At 59.3% G+C, this 22,009-nt stretch carries 22 protein-coding genes and 1 pseudogene; 10 read left to right on the forward strand and 13 right to left on the reverse strand.

Annotated elements, in window-relative coordinates; translation table 11 throughout:
- The first annotated feature begins 203 nt into the window (after positions 1–203).
- The 3 genes from AV059_RS17665 to AV059_RS17670 are packed head-to-tail and all read left to right on the forward strand — an operon-like array spanning position 204 to position 2,637.
- On the forward strand, positions 204–1,022 hold the full coding sequence (locus tag AV059_RS17665) for a UbiA prenyltransferase family protein (protein ID WP_079990821.1): 819 nt from the start codon (positions 204–206) through the stop codon (positions 1,020–1,022).
- Positions 1,019–1,657 (forward strand): PHP domain-containing protein, encoded by a 639-nt coding sequence (locus AV059_RS21670; RefSeq protein ID WP_079990799.1) that lies wholly within the window; start codon positions 1,019–1,021, stop codon positions 1,655–1,657. The genes AV059_RS17665 and AV059_RS21670 overlap by 4 nt, the downstream gene beginning before the upstream one ends.
- Positions 1,657–2,637, forward strand: coding sequence for a lysylphosphatidylglycerol synthase transmembrane domain-containing protein (locus AV059_RS17670; RefSeq protein ID WP_058996590.1), 981 nt, complete (start codon positions 1,657–1,659; stop codon positions 2,635–2,637). Before AV059_RS21670 ends, AV059_RS17670 begins: the two co-directional genes overlap by 1 nt.
- Before the next feature lies 1 nt (position 2,638).
- On the opposite strand, the gene AV059_RS17675 is transcribed toward AV059_RS17670, so the two are convergent.
- Entirely contained in the window at positions 2,639–3,334 is a 696-nt protein-coding gene (locus tag AV059_RS17675; RefSeq protein ID WP_079990800.1) for a TVP38/TMEM64 family protein, read from the reverse strand.
- A 744-nt stretch (positions 3,335–4,078) separates the two neighbouring features.
- A pseudogene (locus AV059_RS17685) lies at positions 4,079–4,772 on the reverse strand (IS6 family transposase).
- 495 nt (positions 4,773–5,267) lie between these two features.
- Here AV059_RS17685 and AV059_RS17690 point away from each other — a divergent pair.
- On the forward strand, positions 5,268–6,425 hold the full coding sequence (locus AV059_RS17690) for a TAXI family TRAP transporter solute-binding subunit (RefSeq protein WP_154021043.1): 1,158 nt from the start codon (positions 5,268–5,270) through the stop codon (positions 6,423–6,425).
- A 45-nt stretch (positions 6,426–6,470) separates the two neighbouring features.
- On the forward strand, positions 6,471–8,531 hold the full coding sequence (locus AV059_RS17695; RefSeq protein ID WP_058996598.1) for a TRAP transporter fused permease subunit: 2,061 nt from the start codon (positions 6,471–6,473) through the stop codon (positions 8,529–8,531).
- Positions 8,532–8,598: 67 nt separating this feature from the next.
- Here AV059_RS17695 and AV059_RS17700 read toward each other — a convergent pair whose 3' ends face one another.
- From AV059_RS17700 to AV059_RS17710, 3 genes are all read right to left on the reverse strand, one after another.
- The gene (locus tag AV059_RS17700) at positions 8,599–10,248 is read right to left on the reverse strand and encodes a PAS domain S-box protein (RefSeq protein ID WP_058996600.1); all 1,650 of its coding nucleotides are present in this window, start codon (positions 10,246–10,248) and stop codon (positions 8,599–8,601) included.
- Between the two features lie 263 nt (positions 10,249–10,511).
- Positions 10,512–11,372: a CPBP family intramembrane glutamic endopeptidase gene (locus AV059_RS17705; protein ID WP_058996603.1), complete on the reverse strand. Its 861-nt coding sequence runs from the start codon at positions 11,370–11,372 to the stop codon at positions 10,512–10,514.
- Between the two features lie 72 nt (positions 11,373–11,444).
- Positions 11,445–11,993, reverse strand: a complete 549-nt coding sequence (locus tag AV059_RS17710; protein ID WP_058996604.1) for a DUF1684 domain-containing protein — start codon at positions 11,991–11,993, stop codon at positions 11,445–11,447.
- 127 nt (positions 11,994–12,120) lie between these two features.
- Between AV059_RS17710 and AV059_RS17715 the strand changes: the two genes are divergently transcribed.
- Complete coding sequence (locus tag AV059_RS17715) at positions 12,121–12,780, forward strand: DnaJ domain-containing protein (RefSeq protein WP_058996606.1); 660 nt, start codon at positions 12,121–12,123, stop codon at positions 12,778–12,780.
- Positions 12,781–12,853: 73 nt separating this feature from the next.
- Here the strand turns inward: AV059_RS17715 and AV059_RS17720 are convergent, their stop codons facing one another.
- Both AV059_RS17720 and AV059_RS17725 read right to left on the reverse strand, forming a co-directional pair.
- Complete coding sequence (locus tag AV059_RS17720) at positions 12,854–13,708, reverse strand: UbiA family prenyltransferase (RefSeq protein WP_058996608.1); 855 nt, start codon at positions 13,706–13,708, stop codon at positions 12,854–12,856.
- A 52-nt stretch (positions 13,709–13,760) separates the two neighbouring features.
- Positions 13,761–14,132 (reverse strand): hypothetical protein, encoded by a 372-nt coding sequence (locus tag AV059_RS17725; RefSeq protein WP_058996610.1) that lies wholly within the window; start codon positions 14,130–14,132, stop codon positions 13,761–13,763.
- 162 nt (positions 14,133–14,294) lie between these two features.
- Between AV059_RS17725 and AV059_RS17730 the strand changes: the two genes are divergently transcribed.
- The gene (locus AV059_RS17730) at positions 14,295–14,690 is read left to right on the forward strand and encodes an OsmC family protein (RefSeq protein ID WP_050007744.1); all 396 of its coding nucleotides are present in this window, start codon (positions 14,295–14,297) and stop codon (positions 14,688–14,690) included.
- A 55-nt stretch (positions 14,691–14,745) separates the two neighbouring features.
- Here the strand turns inward: AV059_RS17730 and AV059_RS17735 are convergent, their stop codons facing one another.
- Positions 14,746–16,029 carry an FIST signal transduction protein gene (locus AV059_RS17735; RefSeq protein ID WP_058996613.1) on the reverse strand — a complete coding sequence of 428 codons (1,284 nt, stop codon included), beginning with the start codon at positions 16,027–16,029 and terminating at the stop codon, positions 14,746–14,748.
- A 176-nt stretch (positions 16,030–16,205) separates the two neighbouring features.
- Between AV059_RS17735 and AV059_RS17740 the strand changes: the two genes are divergently transcribed.
- Positions 16,206–16,655: a DUF5799 family protein gene (locus AV059_RS17740; RefSeq protein WP_049944583.1), complete on the forward strand. Its 450-nt coding sequence runs from the start codon at positions 16,206–16,208 to the stop codon at positions 16,653–16,655.
- On the opposite strand, the gene AV059_RS22515 is transcribed toward AV059_RS17740, so the two are convergent.
- Positions 16,652–16,795: a hypothetical protein gene (locus AV059_RS22515; RefSeq protein WP_170083691.1), complete on the reverse strand. Its 144-nt coding sequence runs from the start codon at positions 16,793–16,795 to the stop codon at positions 16,652–16,654. The two genes, AV059_RS17740 and AV059_RS22515, sit on opposite strands and share 4 nt — an antisense overlap.
- Positions 16,796–16,914: 119 nt before the next feature.
- Here AV059_RS22515 and AV059_RS17745 point away from each other — a divergent pair, with 119 nt between their 5' ends.
- Positions 16,915–17,697, forward strand: a complete 783-nt coding sequence (locus AV059_RS17745; RefSeq protein ID WP_058996615.1) for a class I fructose-bisphosphate aldolase — start codon at positions 16,915–16,917, stop codon at positions 17,695–17,697.
- Positions 17,698–17,700: 3 nt separating this feature from the next.
- On the forward strand, positions 17,701–18,828 hold the full coding sequence (locus AV059_RS17750) for a hypothetical protein (protein ID WP_058996616.1): 1,128 nt from the start codon (positions 17,701–17,703) through the stop codon (positions 18,826–18,828).
- Positions 18,829–18,864: 36 nt separating this feature from the next.
- Here the strand turns inward: AV059_RS17750 and pfkB are convergent, their stop codons facing one another.
- The 4 genes from pfkB to AV059_RS22130 form a co-directional block, all read right to left on the reverse strand.
- Positions 18,865–19,773: a 1-phosphofructokinase gene (pfkB, locus tag AV059_RS17755; RefSeq protein WP_058996618.1), complete on the reverse strand. Its 909-nt coding sequence runs from the start codon at positions 19,771–19,773 to the stop codon at positions 18,865–18,867.
- The gene (gene glpR, locus AV059_RS17760; protein ID WP_058996619.1) at positions 19,770–20,531 is read right to left on the reverse strand and encodes an HTH-type transcriptional regulator GlpR; all 762 of its coding nucleotides are present in this window, start codon (positions 20,529–20,531) and stop codon (positions 19,770–19,772) included. Before glpR ends, pfkB begins: the two co-directional genes overlap by 4 nt.
- Positions 20,532–20,619: 88 nt before the next feature.
- Entirely contained in the window at positions 20,620–21,603 is a 984-nt protein-coding gene (locus AV059_RS17765; RefSeq protein ID WP_058996621.1) for an isocitrate/isopropylmalate dehydrogenase family protein, read from the reverse strand.
- Positions 21,604–21,690: 87 nt separating this feature from the next.
- Positions 21,691–21,915, reverse strand: coding sequence for a hypothetical protein (locus AV059_RS22130; RefSeq protein WP_154021044.1), 225 nt, complete (start codon positions 21,913–21,915; stop codon positions 21,691–21,693).
- Positions 21,916–22,009: the final 94 nt, after the last annotated feature.

Consider the following 22,009-nt stretch of genomic DNA (forward strand, 5'->3'; position numbering starts at 1 on the left):
TATGCGAACCAGAGACGCCTATATTAGCCAACGAATAGGTTCGTGCTCCGCAACGACACAACTTAACAGTATTTATTTATTATCCTGTTGTTCGCTGTATTAGGAACTGAATGGTCGGCTCATCGGAGACACTTAATCCAGTAGCCACACTCACTGGACTGCTTTGGGAGATTCGTCCGTGGCAATGGTACAAGCAGGGTGTAATGCTCCTCGGAATCGTCTTTTCTCAGAACCTTCTGAATTGGGACGCCTGGCTTAGTCTTTTGATTGGTATTGCAGCGTTCACAGGAGTTACCGGCGCTACATACATTTTCAACGACATTAGTGATCTGGGAGAAGACCGTCATCACCCCGAAAAACAGCACCGACCGATTGCAAGTGGACAAGTTTCCGTCACGGTCGCCGTGGTTTTCGGCCTCTTCTTAGCTGGTATCGGACTCGGAGCCGCCTACAGTCTCGGCCCACTCTTTCTCGCAATCCTACTCACCTATCTCGCACAGAACGTCCTGTATTCACTCGTTCTAAAACAGTTCGTCTTCGTTGATGTACTGGTCGTCGCTATCGGGTTCGTGCTCCGCGCTATCGCGGGAGTCATCGCTATCAACGTGTTCTTGAGCCCGTGGTTAATCGTGTGCACATTTCTCCTTGCGTTGGTACTCGCATTTGGAAAGCGCCGCAATGAACTTGAGATAGCGGCTAATCCACAGGAAACACGGGCTGTCTTGCGTGAATATTCGGTGAATGATATTGATCAACTCTTGGTGATGGTGATGGCCACTCTGCTGATGTCGTACTCACTATACACGTTCTCGCGAACGGACCCGGCGATGATGGCCACCCTCCTGTTTGCGTTCTTTGCCGTCTTCCGCTATCACCATCTCGTCCATACAACGAACATTGCTGGTCAGCCCGAATATCTCCTTACGGATCGCCCCTCAGTAGTGAATCTTATTCTCTGGGGTATCGTCGCTATTGCTGTCCTCTACAACATCCCAGAGATGGCTGTTGAGGTGGTTCAGTGAAGCGATACGATCTTCAAGTCCATACCGACGCCTCACCATGCTCACGAGCCTCCCCCGCTGACGTCGTTGATGCGGCTGTTGATGCGGGATTAGATGGAATTGCCATCACGAACCACGATACGTTGGAGGGATATGATTCGGTCGACGATCTTGCGCCTACTGACCTAACTGTGATCCCCGGTGTAGAAGTAACGACGACAGAGGGCCATCTTCTTGCTTTGTATGTCAAAGATGAACCACCCCAAGCCGATCCAGTAACGGTCATTGAACACGTCCACGAACAAGATGGGATTGCAATCCTCTCGCATCCATTTGACCGGTTTCGAGAGTATTTCGACACCGATCTCGAAATGATTGCCTCACGCGTTGATGCCGTCGAAGTTCAAAATTCACGCTGTCTGCTCCCCCGGTTCAACCGTCGCGCTCGGGAGTATGCCACCCAGCACGACTTAGCAATCACGGGCGGAAGCGATGCCCACTTTCCGATGGAGGTGGGCCGGTCTACGACAGTTTGTGGTTCGCCACTTCGGGAGGCAATCGAATCTACAGCAACCCGGACGGCCGGACGAGGCGGTTATCTCTCGGGTCATACGGCAACGAAGCTGAATGACGCACTTAGGATGGTGAATCTCTAGTGAGCATCCTCTCGACAGTCCAACGAGCGATCCACCAACATGGGCTCTGGATCACGGCACTCCTGACGGTTGCCGTATTCTTTGGGCTGTTCGTCGTCGGTGACGCCTCGAAAGTTGTTTCCTCCCTCCTTGCGGTTGATCTCTGGCGGGTCAGCGTCGTGTTCCTCCTTGCGACGATCAGTTACGCTGTACGGTTTCTCAAGTGGGAGTACTATCTCCGCCACTTAGACATTAATATTCCACTCAAGACGAGTCTGATCGTGTTTTTCAGTGGCCTGATGATGGTTGTGACTCCTGGGAAAGCAGGAGAGGTCTGGAAGGCATGGTTCCTCCGTGACCTCCGTGATATACCAGTCAGTCAGACAGCGTCCGTGGTCGGTGCTGAGAGAGTGACCGATCTGGTTGCACTTTCGGCATTCGCATTTCTAGGGCTACTAATCTATCAGCGGTCATCCGTCGTGTTGATCGGCGTGGTTCTCCTGTTTCTTTTTGCCATCAGTCTGCTTCAGTGGCGGACGTTTTGTCTGCGTGTTTTGGGTTGGTTGGAAACGCTCCCGATTGTCGGGTCGTACGCAACTGAATTAGAGGAGTTCTACGAAAACACGTACACGCTGTTTCAGGTACGACCACTCAGTATCGCGTTTCTCATTAGCCTCGTGGCGTGGGGCTTAGAGGGAGTTGCGCTGTGGGTGGTGCTGAGTGGATTTAGCACAGAGGCGACTCTCCTCGCCGCGTTGTTCGTGTTCGGGCTAGGATCAGTAATTGGTGCGGCCAGCCTCCTTCCAGGTGGATTAGCGGCCGCGGAAGCGAGTATGGTCGGGATGCTCGTCGTATTGGGATACACCCAGACAATTGCGGTGAGTGCGACAGTAATTATCCGGGTTGGCACGCTCTGGTATGGAGCAATCTTGGGGACATTTGTTTTCGTTGTCTACCGGTTTGTGAGAAATCAGGCTCAGGTCACAAGCCTTAGCAACTGATTCAAACTGATTCGTCCTCGCTTTCACATATATATCGGTAGATGGGTCGTGCTAACAGAAGCAACGCAACGCTACTGACGACCAGCAGGAACTCTACATTGACCGTCTGAGCCGAGTCTGACGAAAAACCCCGGAGTGACTGTCCGATGGTGAGATAAAAGACGGCCCAAGGTAGTTCACCGATGAGAGTCCCGAGCGCAAAGTTCCAACTGGAAACACCGACCAAGCCAGCGCCGATAGAGATGCTATCTGCGGGTGCTGGTGATAGCCGAGCGGCAACCATTCCCCGAAGTTCGCCCGTCGTGGTCACAATTGATTGACCAGTCGCGGAGATTTGTGATACGTAACCATTCATGTCATGAAAGTAGTCCGCCAGAAGGAACGGCGGTAAACACGTGACCATTGTTCCGGCCAAGACGAACGGCAACCCGCTTGGGAATCCGACGAGATACCCTATGAAGACAGATGCGAGGGTCAGCGGCCAGAGTACGAAAGGACGAATTAAATAAAAGATAGTAAGTCCAACAACAATGGGCATCCATCCACGTTCATCAAGCCCTTCAAATATGATTGCTGGCGAATACAACCAGTGAACGCCGATGACGAAGACAAGGCCGAGTAGTGGTAGGATCTGGAGTGTACGCCTTCGCCAAGTTGGCATCAAAACACACTGCGAGCGAAACTGAATAAAGAGCATCGTTTTGATTGACCAAGAACTCGGATCAGTGTTGAAATTGATCTCCTGTGTGGCGAAGAATCACTGGGCGATACAAGATGAATACAAGCGAACCCCGCCGTCAAAACCGTCCGACCCGCCCGTCGGAATATTTCATCAGAGTCAGCATGGGCAACTGGCAAACTTGCCTCGCAATACCCGCTGTTGAGATATAGAATAGCGAGTGTTCCGAAGGAGTTGTTAGGTAAGTTTGGTTAAGAGCTTCCGGGGCAAGGTGCGCTTGATTTGGTCCAGATCCATCTACAGCCATTGAGACCACTTAGTTCGACGGAGACGACTTTCTGCTATTAGTATTATAACGGTAGTAACTTCGCATTCCTCGATTTAAGTGTATATCGCTACTAACACTCCGTTAGGAACCATCGACTATCTTGACGGCGCTGTGGGAGGTCGCACTCGCCGAGGCCGTCTCCGACATCCCAGTACCCGGTCTGGTCGGCACAGGGGTCGCACTCCCGGTTGGGCTCTACCACCTATATCGAACAGACGTGGAGAGTCTGCTCTGGATCGGGAGGATCTTTGCGGTAGAGTTCCTCTATATCGAGCGGAGCTCGTTTACGCCCGAAATAGACAGTAGGGAAACAGAATGACCGAAGCGATAACATTCCAAAATGACGAAACGATCTCGCTGGGACTCGTCCACCGGGTCGCTAGTGCCGTCCGTGACCAACATCATAATGATTCGGACATTCTCGATGGTAGTGTTTAGTTTGGAGCATTGTGCCAGCGAGCGAAACTCTGGAGCCAATTTTCGGCTGTTTCCGGTTCGACGTGGCTGAAGCAGTTCGAAAACGAGGAAGTTCGGCGTTTCAGTTCTCGAAAAATCCGCTCGACAGCGTTCCGATTTCCGTGGCGACACATCTGAAATCGGAGTCCAGTTCGTTGAAGTGCAGTTTGGAGGTGTTGAGCGCCATCAACAAGAAAAACGGCGGTTTCGACATCGTGCTTTTGCTGAAGTTCGCGCAGGAAAATTTCCGTGAGAGCGGTCGTAGTTGTCGTAAACAACCGGACGTGAAGCAATTCGTTCGACTGCGGATCGGCGGCGTTCACAAGAGCACAGCTCTTGTGCAGCCCATCAGAATGGCTCTGCCATTCTGAGGACGGCGTACAGCCAGAACTGCTCGTCGTTGATCCGAATCACTGTTTCGTCGAGCGCGATCTGATTCGGTGATTTCCCGGATTCAGGCTGTAAATCGGCTTTCTGCACCCAATCATGGATTGCTTTTCGACTTCGTTGGACACCCAGCGAATCGAGTAATTCGACGGTATTCGACAGCGACAGCCCCGCAACGTACGATTGAATACCCAGTGCCATCGCTGGCTCGGGTGTCCGCTCGCGCTCCACAAAATCCAAATCAATCCAGTCTCTATGACCGGTGAGGCGGGCGATTTCTGCCATAGACCAGCAAGAAATTCTCCCGCCTCACCTTTCACGCTTAACTAAACACGACCTTCTCGATACGGAGTAACTACGATGTGTCCCCTCCTTCTGTAGAGAATACCGCTCACTTCTACCGACGGTACTAGTAGAGTCTCATTCGGTAGTGTCCTGAGCGTACATTTCCAGTACCATTGAATACCGTTAAAATAATACAGACACTGTCCACATTGGCTCTACTGTGTCATTGAGACAGGTCCCTCCGTAGTTGCACCCTGTTGGCCGGGTCTTCGGGATTGATTGATCGCGGCGCTCCCAAGACCGGGGCTGTCGAGTGGACACTCATCGCCCATTTTTACAGTCTCGATAATGGTGCTGAGTGGTCACTCTTGCCCGAGGTTTGAAGATTCGGTCGGGGCTGCGTTGTATGTTTCCGCAGCCGATGTCAGTATGACAAAAATATTTGCAGTAACATTTAAATATAGGTTGGTTGACACCATAGTTGTAGCTTAACTAATGTTCAGAAACGATCAAGATGGTTCGATTTCCGAGCGGCGTAGCTTCTTGAAAATGGTAGGTACAGCTGGCCTAGCAGGCCTCACTGGCTGTAGTGGGGACGGCAGTAGTGGCGGCAGCGGTGGCGGCGAGGGTAGTGGCGGGGATAGCGGTGGTAGTGGCGACAGTGATGGTAGTGATGGTAGTGATGGCAGTGCAAATTGGACAATTGGGACGTCGGGGCCGGAGACAGCGACTCACGCGTCGGGGGTAGCGATGGCACAGCTGCTCTCCGAAAAGTCCGACGACATCAGCATGAGCGCACAGACGACCGGCGGGACTGCCGCAAACCCTCGGTTGATCGCCCAAGGAGACATCGATATTGCCCAGAGTACCGACTGGGCAGTCGCGCGCTCAAACAGCGGGGGAGACCCTTACGGGGAACCGGTCGGGAAGACGATGACGCAGGTGTTACCGTTCATGACCCTGGAGTACTACCTCGTCAGGCGGACTGACGACGCACTCGAAGGCATTGAGTCGGTGTCGGACATTCCGCAGGACGGGTCGGTCTCGATGGCGTTCGGCCAGCGCGGCGGGACGAACTACTTCGCGGGCCTTGACGGGTTCCGACTGTCCGGTATCGACAATGTCGAGGACAAGTACGACCTCCAGTCGATGAGCTGGGGAGATCAGGGGGCGCAGTTTGCTGACGGTCGTCTCGATATGATGATGGTCTACGGGGTCAGTCGCGAGGTCCTGACCGGATGGGCGCAGGAGGCCAGCGCACAGGCCGACGTCGCGGTCGTCAACTGGGAGTTCGACGAGTCAGATTTGGCCAACTCCGATCTGCCCTACACGTACATCGAAACGCCGGCCAGCCTCTGGGACGGCCAGGATATTCGAATGGACTCCATTCCGGCGGTCGGTGTCGGCTACGAGACGATCTTCCCGGCCGACGTATCTGAGGAACTGGGCTACGAGTTCGTACGTACCGTCATGGAAGACATTGATGCGGTCCGTGAGGCGAGCTCAGTGCTCTCGCGCGCCGGCCCGGACTTCGCGCAGGAGTTCTTACTTCCCTCGGCGAACGCACCCGTCCATCCCGGTGCGGAGAAGTACTACAAGGAACAGGATCTGTGGAAGGACGGACTAACCACACTTGAGGAGTATGAGGGGTAGTTCGAGCTCTCCGTACACCGTCCGGCCACCCCATCAACGCCAGCCATGACGGGGGAACACACAACCGGCAGCTGGGTCGACCCGTCCCGGGTACGCATGGCCAAGTACGGGTTCCTGATCGCCTTGGGAGTCGCCTCGACAGTCTATCATCTCTGGTTCACCCAGCTGTTCCCGTTCGAACAGGACCAGCACAAGATCGCCCACCTCGGATTCATGCTCGTCGGGGCGGCTGTCCTCGCGTATAACCCCGAACCCGAGACGCGCCGGGAGCGGTTCGGAAACTACGCGACGTTACTTGAGGCCGCTCTCTCGGCTGTCGTCGCCGTTTACCTCTTTACGGCCTTCAACCGCATCGTCTACGAGCAACTCGGAATATACACCGACCTCGATTTGTTCATGGGGCTGTTGATCATTCTGCTGTTGTTGGATGTCTGCCGGCGGGTCTACGGTCCGATGCTGTCCTTGGTCGGTGTAGTTGGCCTTGCATATGCACTGTACGGCCCATACTTTCCAGGGATTTTGAACCACAACGGGGTTCAGGCCGAACGACTGGTGCAGGGTCTGACAGTTGAGTTCGGCAGCGGCGTCTTCGGCGTCATTGTCGAGGTTTCAGGGACGTTCATTATTATCTTCATGATCCTTGCGGGACTGCTGGAAGCGTATGGTGCGCTGGAGTATTTTGTCCAGGTTGGAACGTTGATCGGCAAGCGGGTCCGGTCCGGGTTAGCGCAGATGACAACGGTCGCAAGCATGGGCATGGGGTCAGTCAATGGCAGCGCGGCCGCCAACGCGGCGACGACGGGCGCGTTTACCATCCCGTTGCTCAAGCGTCACGGACTCGATAGAGATACCGCAGCGGCCTACGAGGCGGTGGCTTCCAGCGGCGGCCAGATTATGCCACCGATCATGGGTGCAGCGGCATTCATAATGGCCGAGATCACCGGGACGAGCTACCTGAAGATCATCGTCGTTGGGTTCCTGCCGGCACTCCTGTTCTACGGAACGGTCGCTATCGGCGTCCATCTGACAACCATCAAAGAAGGGCTCACGAGCGAGATTGACGAGGAAGAACTGACCGACGTCGAGACGGTCGACAGGGATCGGAAAAACGCACTCAATAGGATCTTCGGTCGGACAACAACCGCTGTTTCGTTCGGACAGATATCAGTTCGTAACCTAATCGTTGAAGGACTCGCGCTGTGGGTCCCGCTGAGCGTTCTCCTGTACGCACTGGTCGTCCTCATGTACGACCCGCTGTACGCAGGGTTTCTCTCGATAATGTCCGCGTTCCCGGCTGCGTTCGTCCAGGGGATCTTTTTCCGCGATGGCTACGGGAGCCGCGACTTTTTCGTGGACACTATGGATGGCCTGGGTCGCGGGATGGAAAACGCGGCCCCGATTGCGGTATCGCTGGGCGTGATGAACATCTTTGTCGGTGTGTTGAACCTCACCGGATTCACGCAGGTGTTCGCCTCCAGCCTCGTTGAACTCTCGGGGGGCGTGCTCGCGCTGTTGCTCATGTTCGCGATGGTCGCCGCACTTCTCTTTGGTCTCGGGATGCCGACCGTCGCAGCCTACATCACGGCCGTGCTGCTGATCGCACCGGCACTGACCGAGGCCGGTATCGACCTGCTTGCTGCCCACTTCTTTGTGTTCTACTTCGCAATTCTCTCGGCGCTGACGCCGCCGGTTGCCATCGCTTGCCTCGTCACGGCACGGGTCGCAGGCGGGAACTTCTGGCGGACCGCCGGAAAGTCGCTCGTGCTCGGAGCGCCGCTGTTTGTTCTCCCGTACATTTTCGTCGTCAACGATAGTCTGTTGTTCTGGTCGGTTCCGGCAACACCGATTACGTTCGTCGTCGTTGGTGTTGCTCTCGTCGCCACCGTGACAGCCATTGTCAACTATTTCTCAGGCCAACTCAGGCTGCCGAATCGCGCCGGGCTACTGGTGGCTGCGGGAGCAGCGATGTTCGCTCCACTGGTGCCGATGACCGTTGCCGTGCAGGCCGTCGCAACACTCACGATCTTGGCATTGCTGTACATAGAGGTGAGATACGGTTCCGAGTCCGAAACCGGACAGCCCGAACAGGCCGCAGTCGATGACTGACCTGCCCGCGATCAATCAGGCCGTACGTCAGCACGATCCGTAGCCCAACGGGTTCATCTCCAGATTTTCACGTCTTCAGGGGCCACTGGATCTGTCCATCACGTCGGCTCAGTTCGTATTTGAGCCAGCGGGTGAGTAGTTCGACGAAGGCCTGTTCGTCCTGTCTAAACTGGCCCGACCGGGAGTCACGGGCAACGAAACAGACCGTCCCGAACAGCTCACCGTCGACTTCGACTTTCGCACCGAGGTAACAGCCGATCCCATACTGCTGGTATGCGAGGTCATCATCCAGACCCTGCTGCTCGGCGTTGTAGACCGAAAGCATACCGTCGGATTCGATAGTTCGCCGGCAGTAGGTCTCGGAGAGCGACCTGATGTCGCCGGGAGTGGTGAGAGACGGTTCGCCGCTGGTAGCGATTATTTCATGTGTTCCCGCCTTGGGATCGATTGCGACGAGATGGCCCTGATCGACGTCAAGATACTCGACACCGAGTTCCAGTACATCGACTAACCGCTGTTCGAACCGTCGGTCCGTATCGTTCGTGATCTCGTAGAGTTTCTCTCGGTAGCGTTCGGCCGTCGCCTGTAGCCGCTCCCGTTCGATTTCCTCCGTGATGTCCTTGATCACTTTCGCAAAGCCGCGGGCGTCGCCGTTTTCCCGGAGTTCAGTGATGACCACATCTGCCCAGAACGTGCTCCCGTCCTTCCGAACCCGGAGGCCGCGGTCGGTGGCCTTACCGCACTCACCGGCTTCTTGCAGCAGTTGCTCGGGGATGCCATCGGCTATCTGTTTCTCGGTGTGAAACGCCGAGAAATGCTCGCCGAGGATATCAGATTCCTCGTACTGGGTGAGCTGTTTCGCACCGGCGTTCCACGACTGGATGAGACCGTCGGGGTCGAGCAGGAACATCGCGTAATTCTCGACTGCATCGACAAGCAGCCGGAACCGCTCGCGCTCGTGTCGCAGTTGTTTGTCGAGTTCTTCGCGGTCAGTCCGGTCACGGACCACGCAGACAGCGCCGTCATTTTCGAGACTCGCAACGGTGTGTTCGCCGATGAACTGTGTCCCGTCGGCGCGTTCGAGCAGTGTCTCACCCGTCCACGTCCCGTTTTCGTTGACAGTCGGGAGGGTTTCATCGTCAACCGTTTTGAGGCTCTCTGCCGAGTGGATTTTCTGCCAGTGTTCGCCCAGAAGCTCGTCGCGCTCGTAGCCGAACGTGGCCGCGTAGGCATCGTTCAGATAGGTGAACCGACCCTCGTTGTCCAGTGTGCTGATGCCGTCCCAGGCCGCGTTCATTGCGCGATGCCCACGCGTGACTTGCAGTTCGTCTCTGCGGGCTTCGACGGCGTTTTGCACCCGGTTCGCTAGCACCGTGTACTGAGACGTTCCCGGTTCCTTCTGAATATAGTCCGTGACACCTGCGGAGATTGCCTCGGCCGCGATCTCTTCGCTGCCCTTCCCGGTGTAGAGGATGAACGGAAGCTTCGGTGCGTCCTCGCGAATCCGTTCGAGGAACTCCAGCCCGTTCATTCCAGGCATCTCGTAGTCGCTGATAATACAGTCATACGTGTCCTGCGGGCGGTCCGTGATGACCTCGTCGGCCCGCACCGCGGTGTCGACATCGAAACAATCCATGGCCCTCTCGAGATATTCTGACGTTATATCGGCAAATCCTGGTTCATCATCGACATGCAAAACGCGAATTGAGACAACCATCTGTTTATACAGTGAATAAAACGGTAATAAGACGCTTGTCATTTTAAAGTAGTATAACCAACGCATATTCTAGCACTATTTAAAAATGATGGTGTGCGATAGAGACTAGAATGACAGTTAGGTGGTGTATAAGTGCGGAAAATGCTCTTTTAGAAATCGCCAGGATGTATAGCTGTCAACTTCCCCTGCCTATACAAGTATGTCTGACCGGTCGCATTATTTACAAACGTGCTATATCGCGGACCTGGTGGGACAGTGGTCGATCAGAACCCGCTGCTACTGAGGACGCCCGCAGCGGACGAGAGTTCACCACTGAATTTGACAGTGACATACAGGCCAGTAAACAGCGTGGCGTTGTACGCGCCGTGGATGAGTGACGGGACGACGATGTTGTCCGTGTACTCGTAGGTTGTGCCGAGGATGAGTGACGGAATGAGGAGGCCACCTACCCCGACGAGTTTCCCCGTGACCGACCCACCGCTGAGGGCGGGGTAGTGAATGCCGGCGAAGATGACACTCGCGATGGTGACGCCCGAAATCGGGCCGAAGTAGTCCCGAATGCGGCCCTGAACGACGCCGCGGAACAGCAGTTCCTCGCCAGGGCCGATGAGGAGGAACGAGGCTGGAATCAATAGGAGGAGGACATCGGGGTTCTCCATTCCGATCTCAGCCGCCTGATTGCTCGCCGTTTCTATCCCGAACATCGAGACGAGCCTAGTGATGATTGCGGCCACTACCACGAGCCCGACCATCGCGCTCGCGTAGCCCAACACGACGATGCCGGCCTCACGGAGGCTCGGCACAGAAATGCCGATACTGAATGCACCGGTGTCTGGCGCATACGAGAACACCTCGCGGAGCTTCGCTTTGATTACCGGCCTGAGTTTGATGTACGTGTACGCGATGGCCGGGCAGCCGATTCCCTGAATCGTTATCAGCCCAAGAACCAGCGTCTGTACTTCGGTAATCTGTACTCCTGCGCCGAGTGACAGCGAAAAAGCGATGGTGAGGAGCAGGACCGAGCCGAACCCGAGTCCTATCACGCCCAGCGAAAGGGCCGAGAAAAGCGTAAACCCGTACTGGAAGGCCTGCAAAATCGGACGGTCGCGGGTCGCCGTTGCCATACACTGCCTTGGTCGTGGTGATGTGTAAACAATTCGTTTGGTGTTGGTGTCATGACTGCCAGCAAAGACGCCTCAGTCTATCCGTTCCCCGGCCGTCACCGCGGTTTCGAGCCAGTTTGACTCCGGCGGGAGCGGACAGGAGAAGGTGTCGCTGTAGGCGCAGAACGGCGAGTACGCGAGGTTGAAATCCAGCGTAATCTCGTCGCCGTCGCTCAGGTCGCGGTCGGGTTCCAGCTCCATGTATCGGCCGCCGTCGTAGCTCTGTTGCCCGGTCGTCTTGTCCCGGAACGGAACAAAGAGCGTCCGTGACTCATCGGCGGCCTGCCGGAACGCATGGAGTTCGCGGGACTCGTCGTCGAGGTCGAACGAGAGCGTTGCGACGTGGAGATAGCGCACCGTTCGGTCGTCGCTCGTCTCCAGATCGACCGATTCCGGTGTCTCGTGGACCGTAACCGTTGCTTCGACCCGATAGTCGGGGTCCGGGTCGAAGTAGCTGAGTCCGTCGAAATCGTCGCGTTCCTCCGGCGGAATCGGTGATTGGCGGTGCTCCGCAAAGAAGCGGTCTTTCTCGTCTCGGTTGGCCTGCAACTGTGTCTCCCAGTCCTCGGTGTCTTCGTCCATACGGAGACGGTGGTGGCCACGCAGTTTCAGTCCGGCGACTCGGCGACAGACGCGCGATATCGTGGCGTGAGGGAGTGAATACCTTATTATACGCCTAGTCCAACTGGATAAATACACAGGGGTGTGTATGGAAGCGACGTTCTACGGTATTCTGGGGGTGGACCCAGATGCCACCGAAGAGACGATAGTCCGCGCCTACCGGGAGCAGACGAAAACGCATCACCCGGACGTGAGTGACGACCCTGCCGCCGGAGAACGGTTCAAGCGACTCACGCAGGCGAAGAACGTGCTCACAGACGAGGCCGAGCGAGCGCGATACGACCGGCTCGGTCACGACGCATACGTCAACAGGCACGTCGACGGCGGCGCGGGCGGAGGAACAGCCACAGGTGGTGTCAGTGACATCGCACAGCAGTACGTTGACCAGCGGGTCGACGCAGAAACGACGGACGAGGCAACGGCGAAAGCGACACAGCGGCCCACCCAGACCCGTGGAGGAAGCACGGGCTACGGGACTGCCGCGGAGTACTACCGGCCTGGCCAGCGAGTCCGGCCGACGCAGTCGTCGGGAGTCGAGACGCTGCTCGGTTCACTGCGACGTGTCGGCCCGTGGCTGTTCGTCCATCTGGCACTGCTGGTCTGTACTATCATTGCCGCCGTACTACTCGCAGTCGGTGGCCTCACTGGGAACTTCTCACCGGTCGTCGCCAGTGTCATGGCTGTCTCGATGGTGACGATTTCGCTGGTCGTCTCCGCAACCCACGTCCTCACACACGTGTCGGGCTGACCGACGAGGACGGTTTCGAGCGATAGCAGTTTCGAACAGCACCGGACACATGACTGCCCGAACAGCCCTACCCTCACGATAGCGGCCGGAACCAGACAGCGGTAACGAGGACGGCCAACAGGAGATACGACCCGCGAATCAAAAGCATCGTCGCAGTTTCGGGGTCACCTCGCTGGGCAATAGCCGCGACCGCCCCGAAAACGAGCGCGGCCGCCGCAGCACTCGGCGGGATGCCGGGCAATGCCACGGACAGCCCGACGATTCCGAGGAGGCCTGCTCCGAACAGGCCGAACGCGAGCCGCCGGGCACGTTGGTGGCCCAGGACGACGGCGACGGTCCGTTTCTGTATCGACCGGTCGTAGTCGTAGTCTTGCTCGTCGTCAATGATCTTGATGCCGGTCAGCAACAGGAGGAACACGGCCGCGAGACCGACGGCACGCGGCGTCAGCGTCGTCACCTGCGCGTAGTAGCCGCCCAGCAGCGCCAGCGCGATACCCGTCGGGTAGCCCATCGTCGCACCAATGGGATTCATATCCAGTTGCGGCGCGTGGGTGTACCCAATAACCCAGGTCGGAAGCGTCAGCAGCGCCGCGTCGGGACCGACCAGCAGCCAGATGGCCGCCGTACAGAGCGCGAAGCCGACACCAGCACCGACTAGCGCCATGCGACAGCCAGCACCAGTGAGGGGATGGTCGTCGTCCTCGCCTCGCACGTGGAAATCGATGTAGCCGTCCTTGACGTGGGCCGTGTAGACGGCGAAGAACATCGCGCCCGCGTGGAGCGCTGCCACTGGAGGACAGAACCCGCCGGAGAGCAACCCCCCGAACAGCGAGGTCGCAAGCGGTGGCAGCATAAACACCGGGTGAACCTGCGAGGCCAGGGCACTCACGGTCGCGAACGGACCGCTCTCGTGTCGGGCGACTGCCATACGAACTCAAGGCGCGGCTGTGGGAAAAATCCCCATCCGCGTTGTTTCGGTACTATCGCCAGTTCGACCGGTCCAGCACGAACCCCGAGATGTGCGAGGCCAGTTCTCTGGCAGCCTGTTCGGTGTCCGCGTGGAGTTCGCCGGACACCGGGCCGGCCTCGCCGCCGACGCCCTCGGTCTCCGAGATCGGGTCCGTGGTCGTCGGGTACGGTCGGCGGGACCGGACACGGTCACGAAGCGCCTGCACGGTAGTGTCCGAGAGTTCGTAGGACAGGTGCTGGAGGTCGTACCGGACGATGCACCCCCGCGTCGCGTCTCTGACAGCGAGGACTGGCTGTCCCCGGTCCCGACACCGCTCCCAGATCTCGCGCTGGTGGTCCCGCGTGGCGTACACCGGCACGTTCGACGGTGCGAGGTGTTCCATTGCCCGTTTGTACGGGCTGGAGGTGTATTATCTTTCGGCAGTGACCGTCGGTCTACCCGCGGTATCCCGGTGCCACGCTGGTGAGTCACTGGTTTTCGCGCCCGCCGGCAGAAATGCCATGCAGGAACTGTTTAGGGGGAGGGCTGTGTCCACAGGAGTGCTATGGCAGATATCGAAGTCGAGAGCACATGCGAGGAAGGTTACACGGTAGAGAGCGTCATCAACGGCGAATGGGAGCTCATCGTCGACGCACTGAGCGAGAACGGTCCGTCGCCGAACGAGGTGCTGGCCGCCGACTACGCCTCCTGTTACATTCCGGCACTGCGCGTCGCCGCCGACAAGTACGGGCACGAGGACATCGGCAGTGTCGACGTCGAAGTCGCGGCGGGTCTCGACGAGGACGACGACCTGGAGTACATCGACTTCCACGTCGAGGTCGAGGAATCGCTTGCCGACGAGGAACAGGACATCGTCGAACTCGCCGAGGACATCTGTCACGTCCACTCGGCGCTGCAGGACGAACTGCACGCCGAAATCACCATCGAGTCCGGCGTCTGAGCAGGCAGGAACAGGAGGCGACGTTTATTTTTCGCTGGTAGCAGGCCTGTCGTCGTCACTCCGGGAACAGCAGTATGACTGAGGACGTGTTGTGATAGCCCGTGTAATCCTCGTCGGCCGAACAGACTTCGCCGTAGGTTTCGAAGCCGGCGAAGGGCGCGTCGATAGCGCTGTGAATCGTTTCGACGGCCTCATCGAAATCCTCGCCGAGTATCATCGCACGGCAGGCGCAGTCGTACACGAACCCACCCGCGACGTTTCCGCCGCGGAGTTCGTTGACAGCGTTGGTTGCGGCGTTCCGGACAGCATACACCTGGTCGGATTTATTGCTATGTGTCACCACCACTTCCGTTCCTTCGGAGACGGCGACAGCGAAATCCAGCGGCCCCTCGGTGTCGGTTGTATGACCCGGCCACCGGATGTTGTACCCCTTCGTTGAGATGAGTTTGCTCTCGATGAAGGTCTTGATCCGGGAGGCGAGTCCGTCTGCATCCGCGTCCGGTTCCGACTCGATACCGAGTTCGTAGCGGCCGAGCAACATGACGAGGTCCTCGGACCCTGCTTCCAGCTCGTCGACATCGATATCGTATGTCTCCATCGCATCCTCTCGAATCGCGTCCCGCCAGGCCTCGAAGGCCGGTCTACCGTCGAGTTCGTACACGGTGCTTCCCTCCGCTCGGGTTACCGTCATCGCCTCGGATATCGGCTCGTGGCCGTGGTTGACTGTCACCGGAAGTGGATCCTCTGAGGCAATGAGCACGAGGACGACGGCATCCGTCTCCACGCGGTCGTTCCGGAAGACGTGGGTCTGCTGTAACTGGAGGTCGTCACCCGCAGACCCCCCGACGACAGGCGTCTCCTCGTCGTCGAGGTACTGCTCGGTGAGTCGCGTGACCTTGTTTCCGATTCCGGCCATGCCGTCGTGGAGGTTGATGATCGTCCGATGCGGATACCCATCGACAGCAGGGTCCTCGCTCGCAGGGAGGTCATGAACCGCTTCGAACAGACAGCGCTCGGGATCAGCGCTGAGTTCAGTCGAAAGGCTGGAGAAGAACCGCATCGAGTCCGACGAGACGACGCCGACTGTAACAGTCCCGTTCCCCGAGCCGGTTTCAGTGAACTCTCCGGAAGACGAACAGCCCACGATTTCGGTATCTGAACCGACAACACTTCGCGCACCCCATAGCACCGCATCGTAATCATATGCCGGGGAGCAGAAGATCTGACAGAAGTCCGGTTCGCTGGCCGAGATGTCGGCCATAGCTTCCCGTATGGCGTCCATCGCTGCTGCATCTCCCGAATCCCCCGTCGCCTGCCCTGTCCCAAACTCAGTACTCATTGAGATACAAGTATATCGTGAGCTAACTTAACATATTGGAACCGTTTTGAAGACAATAAAACGTAGCGGTCGCGGCAGCCGGTGGCGTGACAGTCAGCCCAGAAATGGTACGTTTTACTGTAGAACACCACACGGAGCGGGAAACGCTCATACCGCCGGCCCGCAAACACCAGTTTATGAGCGATTCAAACTGGACCGACCGCATCGCCGGCGAACGGATGGCGGTCGACCAGCGGTTCAACGAACAGGTCAAAGCGTCGTCGTTCTCAAGCCAGCAGTGGGGGCTGGTGATGACTGCCGTCGAGTTCGAGATCGAGAACCCGGGTGACCCGGACGCCGCTCGGATCGTCGCCGATACGTCGAAGCTCTCTAGCGTCATGCCAGAGATGGAACGGGTCGCCAATCAAGGGCCGATGGGCGGTCCCGGCGGTGACCAGTCCGGAGGCTCAGGTGGCGGCCTCCTCTCAGGTGTCAAGGACGCCCTTGGACTAGGTGGGTCCGGTGGCGGGAACAAACAACAGGAGGAAGAGGCAGCACGGCTCGCACAGGCGTACGCTGAGCAACTGCAGGAGAAACTGGAGTCGAACGGGCGCTGGAAGTCCGTCTGCGAGCAGGCCCAGGGTTAGTCGCCGCTGTGAAACAGTGTTAGCTCCTCAGCCTCGTAAATGTTGATGAGTTCCGTCACGATGTCGTCGTACGACTCGTCCTCGACACGAAGGTCGTCAAGACGCTCCACTGTTTCGGCGTCCAGTTCAACGGATGGCATAGCCGAACCTTTCACTGGAACACACTTAATTCCCGCCCTCGCTCAAAAACAAACGCGAACAGTAGTAACAAATCAGAACCGAAAACGGTTAATGGTCGTTCTGGGTAGAAACACGACATATGCGACCACTGGGTGACTCACCGCTCGTACGGAACGACAAGACGCTCGTGCTGGCTCACGACCACGGGCTAGAACACGGTCCCAAGCAGTTCAGCGGCGTCGAGGAGCGCCTCGACCCGCATGAGGTGTTCGAGATGGCGACCCACGACGCCGTGACGGCGCTGGCTGTCGGGAAGGGCCTCGCCGAAACGTACTACCCGAGCTACGAAGACGACGTGAACCTGCTGGCGAAGCTCAACGGCGGCTCGGACCTCTGGATGGGCGATCCGTACTCGCCCCAGAACTGGTCAGTCGACTACGCGGCTGAACTCGGTGCTGACGCCATCGGCTACACCGTCTACCCGGGTGTCAACCGTGAGACCGATATGTTCGAGGACTTCCGCCCGGTGCAGGAGAACGCCCGCGACCACGACCTGCCGATTGCGATGTGGTCGTACCCGCGCGGACAGGCCATCAAGGAGCACCGCAGTCCGTCGACCATCGCCTACGCGGCCCGCATCGGGCTCGAACTCGGCGCTGACTTCACGAAGGTCAAGTACCCGCGCGACAAGGAAGCGATGGCCCACGCCGTCCGCTCAGCCGCTGACAACCGCGTCCTGCTCTCCGGCGGGTCGAAGACCTCGGACCGCGACTTCCTCGAACTCGTTGAGGACTGCATGGACGTCGGCGTCGCCGGCCTCGCGGTCGGCCGCAACGTCTGGCAGCGCGATGACCCCTACGACATTCTGGACAAGCTCGAAGGCGTCATCTTCGAAGACGCGACAGCCGACGACGTCCTGTAGGCCATGGACGAGGAGACGCGCCGAGCCGTCGCCACAGCGGACGAGGCGTTGCCACCCGGCGACGCGCTTCCCGACGCTATCGATACCGGGCGGGTCGTCTTTGGTTTCGACGGCTACCTCGACCGCGTCCGGGAGGTCGTCGCTGACCGCATCGACCCCGAGAGCCACGAGCGCCTTGCCACGCTGGAAGGGTTTGGTGACCGCATCGACCGCTCCGTCGCCGCCGACAGCTCCCTCTCCTTCGAGTGGCTCCAGCAGGGCAGTCGAACCGGCGGCCACACCAGCCACCTCGCACGGGCGTTCGGCGGCTGGTCGTTCGACCCCGTGATGGTCGGGATGTACGGCGACCCAGTCCACGACGCCTTCGAGACGGAGTTCGGCGAGTACGAACTCCATTCGCTGGGTGAACCCGGAGTCACCGACGCCGTCGAGTTCGACGACGGAAAGCTCATGCTCACGGAAATCGGTGACACGATGGCGCTTGACTGGGCCGAACTCGACGCGGCCTTCGGCCACGACCGACTGGCCGAGAAACTCGACGGCGCGAGCCTGTTAGGAACTGGCTACTGGTCAGAGACGCCAGACCTACCGACGGTTTTCGACGGCCTCTGTACCCTGTGGGATGATATCGACGCCCCGCCTGAGACCGTGCTGGTCGACCCCGGCGACGTGCGAAAGCTCGACGCCGACCGCCTGCACGCCGGTCGGGAGGCAATCGGCCGGCTGGACGAGGTGACAGATGTAGTGGTCACCGCGAACCGCGCCGAGACGGGCGTCCTCGCGGACGCCTACGCCGGCGACGGCGAGCGCTCGTTTGCCGAGGACGCCGAGGCGGTGTTCGCGGCGCTGGAACCGACCTGGTTCGTCGGTCACGGCGTCGAGCGTTCGGTCGTCGTCACTGCGGACGGCACCGACAGCGTGGCTGTCCCCGCGGTCTCGGACCCGGAACTGACGACCAGTTCCGGGGACCACTTCAACGCCGGACTGGGGCTGGCCCGCATTGCCGACCTCCCGCCCACCGCTGCCGTCGTCGTCGGCAACGCCGTCGCCGGCTACTTCGTTCGGACCGCGGACCAGCCGTCGCTGGCCGACGTACATGCGTTCGTCGACGACTACCTGGAAAAGTTCTGAGTTGCTGTCTCCGCTTTCTACGACTCTTTTTGCCCGCTACAGCTGTCGGACCGTCACGCCATCCCGGAGTGAGTCGATGTCGTTCAGGTCGGGAACGGCCGTGCCGGCCCGCTGGACGACCTGCGAGGAGACGGCCACACCGGTCCGGAGCGCCGTCTCGTCGTCCGCGCCGGCTTCCCAGGCGCTCAGAACGCCCGAGAGAAGCGCGTCACCGGCCCCGACGGTGTCGATAACATCGATGTCGAGCGCCTCCGCGTACAGTCGGCCTGTGTCGCCGACAAGGACCGCGCCGTCCCCGCCGAGGGAAGCCAGCACGCGGTCGAAGCCCCGGTCCCGGAACGCGTCCGCCGCGTCCGCACACCCCTCGACGGTAGAGACGTCGGCCCCGGTCGCGTCACCGAGTTCGGCGCGGTTCGGCTTACAGAGCCCATACTGCGCGTCAAGTTCTCGAAGAACGTCGCCGCCGGTGTCGACGATGGTCTCCCAGTCGCCGCCGGCCGCGATGCGGTCGATAGCATCGGGGGACAGCCCCGGCGGCAGGCTCCCACCGATGAGTATGCGGTCGGGGGACTGCGCTCGCACCTGTTCGAGCAGTGAGTCGACGACCGACTCGTCGACGGCTGGTCCGGCCTGGTTCAGCTTGTATTCCTCCGCGGCTGCGATGGCAGTGGTGTTGAGCCGGGTCGTTCCGTCCACGTCGACAAAGGCCGTCTCGACGCCGTCGTCCTGCAGCGTCTCTCTGATGAACGAGCCGGTGAACCCACCCAACAGGCCCGTCGCGACGCAGGGCCGGTCCATCGCGGTGAGGAACTGCGCGGCGTTGATGCCTTTCCCGCCGGCGTCAAACTGCGCTTTGTCGGCCCGCATGACACGCTCGGGAGCCATCTGCTCGTCGAACTGGATCGTCTGGTCGACCGCGGGGTTGTAGGTGACGGTGACGATCATGTGCTGACCTCCTCGACAGTCACGTCGGCGTCCGCAAGTGCCGTAGCGAGCGCCCCTGACGGGCTGGCGTCAGTGACCAGCAGGTCGACCTGCTCCAGATCGGCAAAGCTGACGAAACTCCGGTCGCCGAACTTCGACGCGTCAGCGACCAGCACGACTCGGCGGGCGCGCTCGACCATCATTTCCTTGACGGCCGCCTCGTCTTCATTTGGCGTCGACAGCCCGGCGGCACTGTCGAGGGCGTTCGTCCCCAGAAACAGCAGATCAAAGTTCATTCGTCCGATGGCTCGCTCGGCCATCGGTCCGACGAGCGCCCGGGTCCGCGGTCGGAGACTCCCGCCGGTGAGCTTCGCGTCGACGTCTCGCTCGGCCACTTCAGTGGCGAGTTCCGGCATATTCGTTGCCGCGACGTAGTCAGTATCCGGAATCGCGCGAGCGACTTCCATCGTCGTCGAGCCCGCATCGAAGCAGATCACATGGCCCTCACGGACTTCCTGTGCAGCCCGCTCGCCGATGGCCTGTTTCTCCGCGTAGTGGTCAACCTCGCGCTGGCCGTACGGTCGTTCTGTCCCGGCGGAGGACGCCGGTACTGCACCGCCGTGGGACCGCTTGATGCGGCCTTGCGACTCCAGGTCTCGGAGGTCACGGCGTATCGTCGCCTTCGAGAACTCGAGTTCCGCGGCCAGCTCCGACACTGAACAGCCGTCTCGCTCTGTCACCAACTGGACGATAGTGCGCTTTCGCTCGGCCGGGAGCATTCTCTCGGCTGTGATTGTTTCGCTTCGGTTTTACCTCTTTCTATTGGGCCGTGCTTGTTTCTGCCCAGATAGGACGCGAGAAAACCGTCTACAGTTCGTCGATAACCGCGGCAGTCACGTCCTCAGTGGATGCGTCGCCGCCCAGATCCGGCGTTCGAGGCCCGGAGTCGAGTACGGACTCGACGGCTGTTCGAACTGCATCGCCCTGTTCGTCGTAGCCGAGGTGGTCGAGCAACATCGCTGCGGAGAGAATCATCGCCGAGGGGTTGGCGATGCCTTCGCCGGCGATGTCCGGGGCAGAGCCGTGGACCGGCTCGAATAGCGCGTTCTCCTCGCCGATGTTGGCCGACGGCAGCAGACCGAGGCCGCCGACGAGGCCCGCGGCGAGATCCGACAGCATATCGCCGGCGAGGTTCGGACAGATGACGACGCCGTAGTCCTGTGGGTTCATGACCAGATGCATCGCAAGCGCGTCCATGAGCGCCGTATCGTAGGACGTGTCGCGGTCCTCTCCGACCGCCGATGCCGCATCGAGGAACAACCCGTCCGTAGTGCGCATGACGTTGGCTTTGTGGGCAATCGTCACGTCGTCGTAGCCGTTCTGCTTCGCGTAGCTGAACCCGTATTCGGCGATTTTCTCAGAGGCGTCTTCGGTGATGACCCGTGTGCAGGTAGTGACGCCCTCTGAAATCTCGCTCTCGATGCCCTTGTAGACACCCTCGGTGTTCTCCCGGATGAACACGATGTCCGTGTCGGGCTGGACGGCGTCGAGCCCCGGATACGAGCGGGCCGGGCGGACGTTGGCGAAGGAACCGACGACTTGCCGGAGGGGCAGGATGACATCGGCCGCTGTCTCACCAGCCGCGCCGAACAGCGTCGCGTCGGCGTCGGCCGCCAGTTCGCGTGTCTCCTCTGGGAGCGCGTCGCCGGTTTCTTCCTTCACTGCGTCGCCGGCCTCACCCTCGACGAAGTCGAAGTCGACGGCGTCGATGGCCTCCAGCACTTCGACCGCGGCGGGCGTGACCTCCTGTCCGATTCCATCGCCCGGAATAACGGCTATCTCGTGTGTCATAGCGGGAGGCACGTAGCCGGCTGGTGAAAGTGGTTCGGTTCGCTGGTTCCATAGGCTACTCGGGAGGTATCGGGGTCCGGCAATCGGTTATTGCTGGAGCCGACTCGGGTCCAAGGCAGCGCCATGCTCGTACAGTGCGTCAGCGGTGGACCGTCCCGACCCGGCGAGCCGGAGGACGGCTCCGGGTCGAGACAGGGATGGCAGCGCGGTGGCACGGCTCCCCAGCGAGCGCATCGAACTGGTGGAGGGCCGAAGCGACGGGAACAGCGCGTCGCCGGGGACCGTGCGCACCCGAGTATTGTGGTGGTTCATATGTATTTACTACCTCAATACTATCAATACTATAGATACTACAGATGGTGATTTTACTATCTATACTATTCGTCCATCGAGTATTGCCGCCGCC

Origin of the sequence: Haloarcula sp. CBA1127, assembly GCF_001485575.1 — an archaeon.
Lineage (GTDB): Archaea > Halobacteriota > Halobacteria > Halobacteriales > Haloarculaceae > Haloarcula.